This is a genomic window from Sphingomonas sp. BL-S-28, from assembly GCF_055521515.1.
Window position 1 is genome coordinate 864,879 of record NZ_CM145484.1, and the last position, 13,761, is coordinate 878,639.

The following is a 13,761-nucleotide window of genomic DNA, read 5'->3' on the forward strand; positions in this document are numbered from 1 at the left end:
CTTGAAGCGTAATCTCGCCTGTCTTGCCCTGTCCGCATTCCTGCTGCCCGCCGCGGCCATGGCGCAATCCGCGCCGATCGCTCCTGCCGCGCCCAATGCCGGGATGCAGGCGGCGGAGGAGCGGCTGCATACCGACTGGGCCTGGACCGCGCGCTATCGCGAAGCGAACGCCGTGGATGCCGTCAAGGCGCCGCGCCCGCGCATCGTGCTGATGGGCGATTCGATCACGCAGGGCTGGTACGACCTTGACCGCGCGTTCTTCACGCCGGGCCGGATCGGGCGCGGCATCGGCGGGCAGACGACCTCTCAGATGCTGCTGCGCTTCCGGCAGGACGTGATCGACCTCAAGCCCGATGTCGTCCAGATCATGGCCGGCACCAACGATATCGCCAGCAACACCGGCCCGATCAGCGACGAGGCGATCCAGGGCAATTACCGCTCCATGGTGGAACTGGCGCAGGCGCACGGCATCCGCGTGATCCTCGCCTCGATCCCGCCGGCGGACCAGTTCCCGTGGCGTCCGGGGCTGGAGACGGGCATGCATATCGTCAAGCTCAACACCTGGCTGAAGAGCTATGCCGCCAAGACCGGATCGGTCTACGCCGATTACTGGACGGCGATGAAAGGCTCCGGCCTCGGCGCGCGCGAAGGGCTGACGTCGGACCACGTGCATCCCACCGTCGCCGGCTATGAAGAGATGAACAAGGTGGCCGAGGCCGCGTTCAAGGCCGCGATGGCCAAGCCCGTTCCCCGCCCGATCGCGGCGGCGAACATCCCATGAGTCTCGCCCTCGTCGCGCTGGCCCTGGCGTCGGCAACGGCATCCGCACCCGCATCTGGGCCTGTCGTGCAGACCGACGCCGGCGCGGTGCAGGGCGCGACCGGCGCGGACGGGCGCGCGATGTTTCGCGGCATTCCCTTCGCGGCGCCGCCGGTCGGCGATTTCCGTTTCCGCGCCCCCCAGCCGGTCCCGCACTGGCAGGGCGCGCGCGAAGCCGTGAAGTCCGCGCCGGCGTGCCTGCAGGTCGATTACGGCTGGAATCACGAGGCCGCGGCCTATCAGTCGGAAGACTGCCTCTACCTCGACGTCGCGACACCCACGCTGCGCCCCGCCAAGCCGATGCCGGTGATGGTGTGGATCCACGGCGGTGGCAACCGCGCAGGCGGCGGGCCGGGTCCGGCCGCATCGCCCATCGTCGCCCGCGGCGTCGTGCTGGTGAGCGTGCAGTACCGGCTTTCGGCACTGGGCTTCATGTCGCACGCGGCATTGGGCAAACAGTCCGGCAACTACGGGCTGATGGACCAGCAGGCAAGCCTGCGCTGGGTACAGGCGAATATCGCGCGCTTCGGCGGCGATCCGGGCAACGTCACCATCTTCGGCGAATCCGCCGGCGGGCAGGATGTCGGCCTGCAGATGCTCTCGCCCGGCGCAAAGGGCCTGTTCCACAAGGCGATCGAGGAAAGCGGCACCGCCGGGTTCGGCCTGCCGCCGCGCTCGCTGGCAGAGAACGAGGCGGTGGGGGCGATCATCGCCAAGGCCGCCGGCGCGCCCGAGCACGCCACCGCCGCACAGCTCCGCGCCTTGCCGGGCAAGGCCCTGATCGATGCCGCCGAGCATGCCGATGTGCCGAACCTGGATGACGACAGCTTCATCTGGCTTCAGGCCGTGGTCGACGGCAAAGTGCTGACCGAAACGCCTGCTGCCTCGCTGGCGAAGGGTGTGGGCCGGGATATCCCGTTGATCCTTGGCAACAACCGCTATGAACTCGGTCTCTATGGAACGCCGGAACGCGCCATAGAGCAAGTTTTCGGCGGTAACGCCGGCGCCGCCAAGGCGGCTTACGGCCTTGCACCGGGTGGTACGCCCCCCGGCGATCTGGCGTTGCGACTGGCCAACGATCTGACCTTCCGCTGCCCCGCGCTCCATGTCGCTGCCCAGCGGACCCGCAGCGGTGGACCGACCTGGCATTACCAGTTCGATATCGACGGCCCGGGCGACAAGCCGGTGACGCACGGCTCCGAAATCCGTTTCGTGCTGGCGGAGGAGGGCGCCGCTCCCGACGCAGCGGCGCCGCTCGCGGCCTATTGGACGAACTTTGCGCGCACCGGCGATCCGAACGGTCCGGGGCTACCCGAATGGCCGCGCTTCGGCGCGCGGGGGACCAGCCTTGAACTGGCGGCGGATGGCGTACGGCAGGTCGAAGGGTTATCCGCCCAGACCTGCGCCTTGCGGGCAGCGCCCTGAATTCTTGTCCGGGCCGGGCTCCGGCTCGGCCCGGTATGCTTGTTGCGCCACCTGCAGAGTCCGAAGCCGGGGCGGAAGGGGGCAAGGCGGCCTAGCAAGGCGGCCTCGCCCGCGAAAAGCAGCCCCTTCGCGCCTTTGCGCGGCCGCCTTCAGGCCTGCGCCGTCGCCTCTTCCACGCTCCACAGCAGCGCCGCGCCGCGCACGCCTGAGCTGTCGCCCCAGCGCGCCTGCACGACATCGCCCGTCCATGCGCCCGAGAAGGTGCGCGCGCGGATGGCTTCGGCCAGTCCTTCGTAGATCGGCGCGACGTTGGACATGCCGCCGCCCAGCACGATGGCATCGGGGTCGATCAGGTTGGCCACTACCGCCAGCCCGCGGGCCAGTCGGTCGCGGTAGCGTTCGAGCGCGGCCTTGGCTTCGGCATCGCCGTCCAGCGCCGCCTCGACGATGGCGGGAGAATGGAGATCGCGCCCCGTCGCCGCCGTAAAGGCGCGGCGGAACCCGGTGCCGGAAACCCAGGATTCGAAACAGCCGCGAAGGCCGCACCAGCAGGTGGGGGCGGGCAGTTCATCGGGCTGGGGATCGGGCAGGGGCATATGGCCCAGTTCGCCGGTCAGCCCATGCGCGCCGCCGATCGCCTTGCCGTCGATCACCAGACCGCCACCGCAGCCGGTGCCGATGATCAGCCCGAATACCGATGCCTTGCCTGCGGCCGCGCCGTCCACCGCTTCGGACAGGGCGAAGCAGTTGGCATCGTTGGCAAGACGTACCTGACGGCCCAGCACCTGTTCCAGATCGTGCTGGAAGGGCCGGCCGTTGAGATAGACCGAATTGGCATTGCGGATCAGCCCGGTGGCCTTGATCGCCGATCCCGGCGTGCCGATGCCGATCAGCGCCTGACGGCCGAGCCGGCCTTCCACGGCGGCGACAAGATCGCGCAGCGTGGACAGCGCCGCATCATAGCTATCGGGCGTTTCCGTTCGTTGCCGGTGGAGCACCGCGCCTTGTTCGTCGAGAGCGGCCGCCTCGATCTTGGTGCCGCCGAAATCGATACCGATGCGCAGCGTCACGGTGCTGCCCTGCGCATAATGCGCTTCATAAAAAGCCCTCTCCTGTCGCGTTCGCGCTTCCCGATCGGGCGCGCGCCGCTTCGTGCCATGAGCAGGCATCATGGCAGGTCGAGAAATTAAGACAATTTCTTTTTTTTAGATTTCGACCGAGCGGCCCGCCTGCATCAAAATCGTGTCCGAAGGCAGCAATTCGTCCAGAAACGGCAGGATCGCGGCGCCGATGGCAGGGGCATCGCTGGCCATTTGCGCAGGCTGTACCGGCACCCGGTTGGGCATCGTCACCTGACCCAGCGCTGCCTCGATCCGCGCTGAGAGCCGTTCGATCAGGGGCAGCGGCAGGCGTCCGCCGATCAGGATGGCGTCGGGGTCCAGCAAGCAGGAAACCGCCGTCAGCGGCGCGGTAAGGGCGCGCGTAGCATCGGCGATCCACTGGTCCACGGTGGTGGCCATGATCGGATCGAGCGCCAGCAGATCGTCCAGTTGTGCAAGCTGGCGGCCCGCCAGTTCCAGCCGTTCCTCGATGGCGGAAAGCGAGACGGTATCCTGCACCACCGCGCCCGGCGTGGCGCAGCCGGGATCGGGCAGCAGGCCGATTTCACCGCTGCGAGAGCGGGCGCCGCGATAGTAGGAACCGTCGATCACCGGGCCGCCGCCAAGGCCCGCGCTGATCAGCAGGTAGAAGAAACTGGGCCGTTCCTGCCCGCCCACGCCTTGCGCCTCACCCAGCGCCGCCGCCGCCGCGTCGTTGTCGACATGCACCGGCCAGGGCAGCACATCCTTCAACAATTGGGAGAAATCCACGGCGCTCCAGCTTTCGTAACCGGCCGGCTTGTGGGGCAGGGCGATCCCGCCCAGATCGTCCGGCCGCGCGATACCGACACCCAGCACGCGCTCACGATCCACTTTGCCCGCCGCCAGCAACCCGTCGAGTTCGTCGGCGACGATCGCCACCACGTCTTTCGGCAGGGCGAACCGCACATCGCGGGTAACCCGGCTGCGGACCTCTCCGGCAAGGTCCAGCGTGACCAGCGTGATGTGGTCGCGGTCGACATTCAGGCCGATGGCGAAGGCGCCGTCCGGGTCGATCGCCAGCCGCAGGGCGGGCTGGCCGCGTCCGCCGTGCTTGCGGCCGATCTGGGCGACAAGGCCCATATCCTCCAGCCTGGTGGTGATATTGGCGATGGTCGGCGGGGTCAGCCCGGTCTGGTTGGCCAAGGCGATACGCGTGGTTTCGCCGGACAGACGGATCGCCTGAAGCACGATGCGCTGGTTGTAATCGCTGGCCCGCGCCAGGTTGGTGCCGGAAAGCGAGACAGCCAGGCGTTTTCCTTGCCTTACGCCATCGCGCGGGGTGCCCGCGCCCGCTTCCGATCGTGCCGACTTCGGTTTTCCGCCGACGTTATCCGCCTGTTTTATAGCCATTTCGCGAGCCTCTCGGGTGCGATCCTCTTTTTTCATCCGCCCTGAATACAACCAGTCTGCCATGCAAACTAACAAAAAAGAAAAAATTTAAGTTGACGGCCTGGGGGTTTGCGCGGATGTCTAAGGCAACACGAGTCACAAGAAACCTCGTGGCAGGAGAGGAACCGAACACGGCCCCTGGCCGACCCCTCTCCGCAAAAAGAACGAGAAGCACGCGAGGCGCGTGTGAGGAGAGGAGTTTTGGGGGAATGACCCGACATGGTTTCCTGAATCGTGGCGTGCTGCTGACGGCGACGTCGATCGTGGCGCTGGGTACGGCGCATGGCGCCTTCGCGCAGGAGGCGGCACCCGTCGTTACCGGCGCGGCAACGCGTCTGGCGATGGCCGATATCGGCGCTGCTGCACCTGCCGCCGCTGCTCCGCAGGCCGCAACTGATGCCCCCGCAGACGCCGCCGCCGATAGCGGCGAGATCGTCATCAGCGGTATTCGCGGTTCGCAGGAACGCGCGGTCGCCATCAAGCGCGAAGCGACTTCGGTCGTCGATTCGATCTCCGCCGAAGACATCGGCAAGCTGCCCGACGTCACCATCTCCGACTCGCTTCAGCGCATTCCGGGCGTGCAGATCCTGCGCAGCGCCGGTGAAGGTTCGACCATCAACATCCGCGGCCTGCCGCAGGTGGTCACGCTGATGAACGGCGAAACCTACCTGGGCGCGCAGTCGATCACCTCGGTCCAGCCGAACTTCAACGACATCCCCTCGCAGCTGTTCTCCGGCGCGGACGTCATCAAGTCGAGCACCGCGAACCTGCTGAACGCGGGCATCACCGGCACCGTCAACTTGCGCACGCGCCGTCCGTTCGACCTGAAGGAAGGCTTCACGTTCGCCGCCGCTGCCGAAGGTTCCTACGGCGACAAGACCAAGCACGAGTTCGATCCGAACTTCAACGGCCTGATCTCCTGGCACAACGATCGCTTCGGGTTCCTGGTCTCGGCCGCCTATTCGAATGTCCGCCTGTCGAACTCGCACAACGGCATTCAGGAAGGCTACGGCGCCGCGCTGCATAACGAAGGCACCGCCGACGTCACTTCGACCAACGGCTTCTCGCCCGCCAACCGCCCGCGCGGCACGGCCGTGGCCGGCGGCGTGGACGTCAACGGCGATGGCGATTCGAACGACGCCTTCATCGTCCCGCAGGGCTTCACCGGCTGGAACAAGATCAACCAGCGCGAACGCCTGGGCATCAACGGTTCGGCCCAGTGGGAAATCAACGACGCGCTGACGCTGACCGGCGACGCGTTCTTCACCAAGCAGGACGAGCACGACCGCACGGCCGGCTTCCAGATGCAGAACGTGAACTGGCAGGCGGCGGAATTCGTGCCCGGCCAGTCGCGCGATACCGGCGCCACCGTGGTCGGCAACGATGGCCGCACGTACAACATCAATACCACGCAAGTGTACGACTACGATCTGGGCAACTTCGATTCCTATGCCCAGACCGACCGCTATCGCTCGCAGTCGCAGAACTACAACCTTGAGCTGAAGTTCGACAACGGCGGCCCGTTCAAAGCCAGCCTGCGCGGCGTCTATGGCAAGGCGCACCAGTACTACGACCAGAGCTACACCCAGTTCAGCATGACGAACGGCCAGCAGTGGCAGCCGGGCGGCGTGGGCCACTATCCGGATGGCGACCGTGAGTTCAATCCGAACGGCTACACCGTCAACACCATCGCCGGCCTGAACTCGCTGCCCGCCACGGTGGACTTCTCCGGCAACAAGCCCGTCTTCACGCTGCCTTCGCAGCTGCTGAGCGAGCTGGGCGACATGAGCAACTACGCGCTCAAGACGCTGTCGTCGGAAGGCAACTTCCGCAAGAACGGCGACATGAAGGTCGTGCGTGCGGATGGTTCGTACGAAGCCAATCCGAACGTCACGGTCAGCTTCGGCGCCCGTTATTCGGACCGCTCGGTCAGCGACTATGAGTTCGACCGCGCCGCGCCGCTCTATGCCGGCCAGGCCAGCAATCCGAACGGCTGCCTCGTGAAGTGGAAGGCCTTCGACGTGCCGATGAGCGACAGCTCGTGCAGCGCGGGCGATGCTTCTGGCTACTTCACCGCCGGCCTGACCCGTCCGGCAACCGATCCGACGCTGTCCGGCATGGTCAAGCTGTTCAACCCCGGCGTTGCTGGCGTGCCGAACATGTACGTCCTCAACCCCAAGGCGATGGACAACGCGCAGGCCTATCAGGACAGCTTCTACCCGGGCAATGTCGAGGTGATGAACCCCGGCTCGTCCTACCAGGTGGGCGTCAAGCAGATCTCGGGATATATCCAGACCGACTTCAAGGGCGACCTGTTCGGCCTGCCGTTCTCGGGTAACGCGGGCGTCAAGATCATCAACACCAAGCTGGACGTGACGCAGTACGTCACCGGCAGCCCACAGCCTTACGGCCTTGCCAATACCCTGGCGGGTACGGTCGAGACCAAGCGCAGCTTCACCGACATTCTGCCGGCCTTCAACGTCGCCTTCGATTTCGCGCAGAACCTGAAGTTCCGCGTCGCCTTCTCGAAGACGATGACGCTGCTCGATCTCAACCAGTGGGGCGGCGGTCTGACCCCGAACTACGCGATCGACACCAGCAACCCCGGCTCGCCGGTGTTCCGCGTGACCGGCGGCAGCCAGAACGGCAACCCGCTGCTCGATCCGTGGCGTGCGACCAACGTCGAAGCCTCGCTGGAATACTACATGGGCCGCGGCAGCTTGCTGAGCCTGGGCGCGTTCCACATCGCGGTGGACAGCTTCATCCAGAGCGGCAACGTCATCCGTACCGACCTGCCCGACAACGACGGTGTGGTGCGCGGTCGTACCGTGTCGATCAGCACGCCGGTGCAGGGCACGGGCGGTACGCTGCAGGGTATCGAGGCGGGCGCCAAGCTTTCGTTCCTCGACCTGAACTTCATGCCGGACTTCCTGCGCAACTTCGGTATCGACACCAACTTCACCTTCTCGCCGTCCGACACGGGTGAGAAGGATCTGGCTGGCAGCAAGATCCCGTTCCAGGATAACTCGAAGATCCAGACCAACGCCGCGCTGTTCTATCAGGACTCGCACTTCCAGGCCCGCATCGCGTGGAACTTCCGTTCGAAGCGCGCCGTGCAGTCCGACTTCGGCGGCATCCAGGGCCTTGAAATGTACCAGGCGCCGACCAACTACGTCGACGCTTCGGTCAGCTACGACGTCACGCCGAACGTGACAGTCTATGCGCAGGGTTCGAACCTGACGGGTGAGTACGAGAAGTACTACCTCACCTGGAAGGACGAGAAGGCCTACAACAACATCTTCGAGCGTCGTTACACCGCTGGCGTCCGCGTCAAGTTCTAACAGCTCCTCCCCCCTTCCCCCCGCCCACTCCTCCTCCGGGCGGGGGGATCCCTTTTTCAGGCAGCATCGGTGAGGTTTACAGCCTAACAAGCTTGCCGGGAGAGTAAGCCATGGCAAACGAACCGATTCGTTCGATCCTCATCGTCGGCGGCGGCACCGCAGGCTGGATGGCGGCGAACCTGCTGGCGACGCGCCTGCGCCGCCTTCCCATCGAAATCACGCTGGTCGAAAGCCCCGACATCCGCACCGTCGGCGTGGGCGAGGCGACCGTTCCCGCGATCCGCGACTACTTCAAGGCCATCGGCGTGACCGAGGCCGAAGTCATGCAGGCATCGCAAGGCACCGTGAAGCTGGGCATCGAATTCCGCGACTGGCAGCGGCCGGGCACCAGCTTCTTCCACCCCTTCGGCCGCTACGGCGTCGATGCCTTCTCGGTACCGTTCCACCAGTATTGGCTGAAGCGCCGCATGGCGGGCGACGAGACGCCGCTTTCCGCGTATTGCCTGCCCACGCAGGCGGCGATGCGCAACCTGATGCTGTTGCCGCCCGAACAGCCCGCCAACGACCTTGGCGTGTTCGACTGGGCGATCCATTTCGACGCGGGCCTGTTCGCTCGCTTCCTGTCGCAGCGCGCGCGCGACCTGCTGGGCGTGCGCCACATCGAAGGCACCATCTCCGGCGCCAGCCGCAATGCCGAAAACGGCCGCATCGCCTCGGTCACGCTGAATGACGGGCGTGTGCTGGAAGCCGATCTTTTCGTCGATTGCTCTGGCTTCCGCAGCCTGCTGCTGGGCCAGACGCTGGAAGTCCCTTACGAGGACTGGACGCATCTACTGCCGTGCGACCGTGCCGTGGCGATGCCCTGCACCCACGGTGACGAACTGACGCCCTATACCCGCAGCACCGCGCTGGCGGCGGGCTGGCAGTGGCGCATTCCGCTGCAGCACCGCGTCGGCAACGGCTATGTCTATTCCAGCCGCCACATCTCGGACGACGAGGCGACCGCCACGCTGATCGCCAGCCTTGAGGGCGAGGCGCTGGCAGAGCCGAACATGCTGCGCTTCCGCACCGGCCACCGAACCAAGGTGTGGGAGAAGAACTGCGTCGCCCTCGGGCTGGCAGCCGGCTTCCTGGAGCCGCTGGAATCGACCTCGATCGTGCTGATCCAGAGCGGCATCGAACGCCTGCTCGCACATTTCCCGGACAGCGATTTCGATCCCACGCTGACGGACGAGTTCAACCGCATCACCGCGCTGGAATATGCGCGCATCCGCGACTTCCTTTTGCTGCACTATTGGGGCGGCCAGCGGACCGAGCAGATGTGGCAAGAGTGCCGCGCGCTGGGCCTGCCGGAAACGCTGGCGCAGCGCATCCGTACGTTCCAGGGTTCGGGCAAGCTGCCGCGCTTCGAATGGGATTCGTTCCAGGCGCCCAGCTGGCTGTCGATGTTCGCCGGTTTCGATATCCTGCCGCAGCGCTACGACCCGCTGGCCGATCAGTTTTCCAACGAGGAACTGGCCGGATCGTTCGAACAGATGCGCGCCGCCATTGCCCGTGCGGTGGCGCAGGCCGGCACGCATGAAGAGTTTATTGCAGAGACTTGCGCCGCGTCTGCTGCGCAATATGCTGCGCCCCAATCCGCGCTACACTCCGCCTAGGAAAATCGATGCGACTGACGCTTTCCCTTCTTGCCCTGTCCTGCGCCGCTGTTCCCTTCGCTGCGGCGTCGGCTGACGCGCCGCTGCCCGCTGCCGCGACCGCGCATCCCGAACTCTGGCCCAAGGCGAAGAGCGTCGGCCTCGTCGATCCGGAGACGGAGGCGAAGATCACCAAGATGATGGCCGAAATGTCGGTGCGCGAGAAAGTCGGGCAGATGATCCAGCCCAGCATCGCCTCGATGAAGCCGGAAGAACTGCGCGAATATCCGGTCGGCTCGATCCTCGGCGGAGGCAACGATCCGCCGCTTTCGGGCAACGATCGCGGCCCGGCCAGCGACTGGATCGCCACCGCCGAAGCCTTCCGCCAGATCTCGATCGAGAAGCGCCCCGGCCACGTGCCGATCCCGGTGATCTTCGGCATGGATTCCGTCCACGGCAACTCGAACGTCTTCGGCGCCACGATCTTCCCGCACAACGTCGGCCTCGGCGCGATGCGCGATCCCGCGCTGATGGAAAAGATCGGGCAGGCGACCGCTGCCGAAAGCGCCGCTTCGGGCTTCGACTGGGCTTTCGGTCCCACCGTCACCGTGCCGCAGGACGATCGCTGGGGCCGCGCCTACGAAGGCTATTCGGAACGACCCGAGATCACCCGCGAATATTCCGCCGCCATGGTGCGCGGGCTTCAGGGCGCGCCGGGGCAAAGCCGCATCCAGAACGGCAATGTCGCCGCCTCCATCAAGCACTTTCTGGCTGACGGCGGCACCCATGGCGGCATCGATCAGGGCGACGCACAGGTCCCCGAAAAGGACCTGATCGAGCTTCACGTGCCCGGTTACGTCAGCGGCATCGATGCCGGCGCGATGACGGTCATGGCCAGCTTCTCCTCGTGGAACGGGGTGAAGAACCACGGCAACAAGACGCTGCTGACCGATGTGCTTAAGGGCCGCCTCGGCTTCGAAGGCTTCACCGTGGGCGACTGGAATGCACACGGCCAGATCCCCGGCTGCACCAACGGCAATTGCCCGCAGACGTTCAATGCCGGTCTCGACATGGCGATGGTGCCGAACGACTGGAAGGACCTGTTCAACAACACGCTGAAGCAGGTTCAGGACGGTACGATCCCGATGGCGCGCGTGGACGACGCGGTGCGCCGCATCCTGCGCGTGAAGTTCAAGCTGGGCCTGTTCGATCCGGCGCGCCCCTATGAACAGCGCAGCGAACTCGGCGCACCGGCGCATCGCGCCATCGCCCGCCAGGCGGTTTCGGAATCGCTGGTGCTGCTGAAGAACAACGGTGCGCTTCTGCCGATCAAGCCGGGCCAGAAGGTGCTCGTCACCGGCACCCATGCCGACGATATCGGCATGCAGACCGGCGGCTGGACGATGTCTTGGCAGGGCACCGGCAACACCAATGCCGACTTCCCCGGCGCCACCTCGATCTGGGGCGGCCTCAAGACCGCGATCGAAGCGGCCGGCGGCACCGCCACGCTGAGCGCCGATGGCAAGGTCACGGGCGCAAAGCCCGACGTTGCCGTCGTCGTCTTCGGTGAAACGCCTTATGCCGAAATGGTCGGCGATATCTCCACGCTGGAATTCCAGCCGGGCGACAAGCAGGCGCTGGCGCAATTGAAGGCGCTGAAGGCCGCCGGCATTCCGGTGGTTTCGGTGTTCATCTCCGGCCGCGCGCTCTGGGTGAATCCGGAGATCAACCAGTCCGACGCATTCGTCGCTGCCTTCCTGCCGGGCTCGGAAGGCGAAGGCCTTGCCGACGTGCTGGTGGCCAAGAAGGACGGCACGCCGAACAAGGATTTCCGCGGCAAGCTCAGCTATTCCTGGCCGAAGAACGCCGGCCAGTTCGCCAACAACGTCGGCCAGCCGGGCTACGATCCGCAGTTCGCCTATGGCTATGGCCTGACCTACAAGGACAAGACCGCGGTTCCGCAGCTGAGCGAAGTGGCCGGGCTCGATGCCTCGCTTTCCAACGTCTCGGTCTACTACCTGCCGGGCAAGGTGCTGACACCGTGGAAGCTCGCCACGGGCGGCGCGGTGGCGGTGAAGAACGTCGACGGTGGCGGCACGCAGGAAGGCGCGCGCCAGCTCACCTTCTCCGGCCCCGGCGAAGTGCGCATCGAAGGGCCGACTGTCGATCTCAATCGCCAGAGCAATGCCATGCTCAGCCTGCGCATCGACTACCGCATCGATGCCAAGGGTTCGGTCGCACCCAAGCTGGGCGTGGGTGAGACGTTCCTCGACGGCGGCAAAGTCTTCACCGCCGCGCCGGGCCAATGGGCCAGCGTCAAGGTCTCGCTCTCCTGCTTCGCCAAGGCCGGTGCGGACATGACGAAGATTGCGCGCCCCTTCGTGCTGCAAGGCAATGCGGGTCAGGCGATCGCCATTTCCACCATCAAGCTCGATGCCGATCCCACCGGCGCGATCTGCCCTAACTAAGTATCAAGCAGGATGACTTCACCTTGAATCGTCATTGCGAGCGGAGCGAAGCAATCCAGCGGCGGCTTACGCGACTCTGGATTGCTTCGCTTCGCTCGCAATGACGCACTGAGGTTCAGGGTGATGTCGTCGCATTCTAAAGAAAGACCATCCGCTATGTCGCGTTTCGCGAAGCTCGTCGCGCTCGCCCTGAGCCTTGCCCCCGTGGCACTCGTCAATCCGGCATTGGCGGAGGAAGTGGACCAGAACCGCCTGCCGCCCTCGCAGGATCCGACGCGCGTGGCCAACGGCCTTGCGCAGACGCCGCCGATGGGCTGGAACAGCTGGAACAAGTTCGCCTGCAACATCTCGGAAAAGACGATCCGCGATACGGCGGACGCCATCGTCTCCACCGGCATGAAGGATGCGGGCTACAACTATCTCGTCATCGACGATTGCTGGCATGGTGAGCGTGACGCCAAGGGCTTCATCACCGCCAATGCCAAGGCCTTCCCTTCGGGGATCAAGGCCACGGCGGACTACGTCCACTCGAAGGGCCTGAAGTTCGGCATCTATTCGGACGCCGGCACCAAGACCTGCGGCGGCCGCCCCGGCAGCCAGGGCCACGAGTATCAGGACGCGATCACTTACGCTTCGTGGGGTGTCGATTACCTGAAGTACGATTGGTGCAGCACCGGCAGCCGCAATGCGGAAGAAGCCTATGCGCTGATGTCGGATGCGCTGCGCTCCACGGGGCGCGACGTGCTGCTTTCGCTCTGCGAGTGGGGCACCAACAAGCCGTGGCTCTGGGCCTCGAAGATCGGCAATATCTGGCGCACCACGGCCGACATCACCGATAAGTGGTCGGGCAAGCACGGCTATGCACTGGGCATGCTCGATATCGTCGATCTCAACGAGCCGCTCTGGCCCTATGCCGCGCCGGGGCACTGGAACGATCCGGACATGCTCGAAGTCGGCAACGGCGGCATGACGACCACCGAATACCGCAGCCACTTCTCGCTCTGGGCGATGATGGCCTCGCCGCTGATCGCCGGTAACGACGTGGCGAACATGAGCGCGGACACCAAGGCGATCCTGCTCAACAAGGATGTGATCGCGGTCGACCAGGACAAGCTGGGCCGTCAGGGCCGCCGGATCGCGAAGGAGGGAAACGGAGAAGTCTGGGTACGCACCCTGGCTGATGGCAAGCGCGCCGCGCTGCTGTTCAACCGGGGTGAGGCGCCCGTCACGCTGACGGTGAACTGGGCGCAGCTGGACTATCCGGCCGGCCAGTCGCTGAAGGTCCGCGACCTGTGGGCGCACCGCGATCTGGGCGCGATGAAGGGCAGCTATTCGGCCAAGGTCGATCCCCACGGCGTCGTCATGGTGACGCTGACGCCCTGACGGCAGCCTGTGAATGACGGGATGCGCCTTGGGGGAACTCTAGAGCAGTTTCCGATCCGATTGCATCGGATCAACTGCTCTAAGATTCTGGTTTGACGCATTTTCCGAGTCATCAGATGATGCCATCTGATTGGAAAATGCTCTAGGTGCATCTCGG

At 65.4% G+C, this 13,761-nt stretch carries 8 protein-coding genes; 6 read left to right on the forward strand and 2 right to left on the reverse strand.

Features of this window, described 5'->3' with window-relative positions:
- Nucleotide 1 precedes the first annotated feature (1 nt).
- Nucleotides 2–781: a GDSL-type esterase/lipase family protein gene (locus tag ACZ1JC_RS12835; protein WP_465136495.1), complete on the forward strand. Its 780-nt coding sequence runs from the start codon at nucleotides 2–4 to the stop codon at nucleotides 779–781.
- Complete coding sequence (locus tag ACZ1JC_RS12840) at nucleotides 778–2,244, forward strand: carboxylesterase/lipase family protein (RefSeq protein ID WP_465136494.1); 1,467 nt, start codon at nucleotides 778–780, stop codon at nucleotides 2,242–2,244. Before ACZ1JC_RS12835 ends, ACZ1JC_RS12840 begins: the two co-directional genes overlap by 4 nt.
- 149 nt (nucleotides 2,245–2,393) lie before the next feature.
- Here ACZ1JC_RS12840 and ACZ1JC_RS12845 read toward each other — a convergent pair whose 3' ends face one another.
- Both ACZ1JC_RS12845 and ACZ1JC_RS12850 read right to left on the reverse strand, forming a co-directional pair.
- Nucleotides 2,394–3,314, reverse strand: a complete 921-nt coding sequence (locus tag ACZ1JC_RS12845) for an ROK family protein (RefSeq protein WP_465136493.1) — start codon at nucleotides 3,312–3,314, stop codon at nucleotides 2,394–2,396.
- A 135-nt stretch (nucleotides 3,315–3,449) separates the two neighbouring features.
- Nucleotides 3,450–4,736: an ROK family protein gene (locus ACZ1JC_RS12850; protein ID WP_465136492.1), complete on the reverse strand. Its 1,287-nt coding sequence runs from the start codon at nucleotides 4,734–4,736 to the stop codon at nucleotides 3,450–3,452.
- Between the two features lie 248 nt (nucleotides 4,737–4,984).
- Between ACZ1JC_RS12850 and ACZ1JC_RS12855 the strand changes: the two genes are divergently transcribed.
- The 4 genes from ACZ1JC_RS12855 to ACZ1JC_RS12870 all read left to right on the forward strand — a co-directional run bounded on the left by ACZ1JC_RS12855 (nucleotide 4,985) and on the right by ACZ1JC_RS12870 (nucleotide 13,604).
- Nucleotides 4,985–8,116 (forward strand): TonB-dependent receptor, encoded by a 3,132-nt coding sequence (locus tag ACZ1JC_RS12855; protein ID WP_465136491.1) that lies wholly within the window; start codon nucleotides 4,985–4,987, stop codon nucleotides 8,114–8,116.
- Nucleotides 8,117–8,226: 110 nt separating this feature from the next.
- Entirely contained in the window at nucleotides 8,227–9,774 is a 1,548-nt protein-coding gene (locus tag ACZ1JC_RS12860; RefSeq protein ID WP_465136490.1) for a tryptophan halogenase family protein, read from the forward strand.
- 8 nt (nucleotides 9,775–9,782) lie between these two features.
- Nucleotides 9,783–12,221 carry a glycoside hydrolase family 3 protein gene (locus ACZ1JC_RS12865; RefSeq protein ID WP_465136489.1) on the forward strand — a complete coding sequence of 813 codons (2,439 nt, stop codon included), beginning with the start codon at nucleotides 9,783–9,785 and terminating at the stop codon, nucleotides 12,219–12,221.
- Between the two features lie 156 nt (nucleotides 12,222–12,377).
- Nucleotides 12,378–13,604, forward strand: a complete 1,227-nt coding sequence (locus ACZ1JC_RS12870) for a glycoside hydrolase family 27 protein (RefSeq protein WP_465136488.1) — start codon at nucleotides 12,378–12,380, stop codon at nucleotides 13,602–13,604.
- The last annotated feature ends 157 nt before the right edge of the window (nucleotides 13,605–13,761 follow it).

Bases quoted from the DNA above. Each gene is read 5' to 3' on its own strand.
- ACZ1JC_RS12860 (WP_465136490.1), top strand. From the start codon at position 8,227: ATGGCAAACGAACCGATTCGTTCGATCCTCATCGTCGGCGGCGGCACC.
- ACZ1JC_RS12865 (WP_465136489.1), top strand. From the start codon at position 9,783: ATGCGACTGACGCTTTCCCTTCTTGCCCTGTCCTGCGCCGCTGTTCCC.
- ACZ1JC_RS12855 (WP_465136491.1), top strand. From the start codon at position 4,985: ATGACCCGACATGGTTTCCTGAATCGTGGCGTGCTGCTGACGGCGACG.
- ACZ1JC_RS12870 (WP_465136488.1), top strand. From the start codon at position 12,378: ATGTCGCGTTTCGCGAAGCTCGTCGCGCTCGCCCTGAGCCTTGCCCCC.
- ACZ1JC_RS12850 (WP_465136492.1), bottom strand. From the start codon at position 4,736: ATGGCTATAAAACAGGCGGATAACGTCGGCGGAAAACCGAAGTCGGCA.
- ACZ1JC_RS12840 (WP_465136494.1), top strand. From the start codon at position 778: ATGAGTCTCGCCCTCGTCGCGCTGGCCCTGGCGTCGGCAACGGCATCC.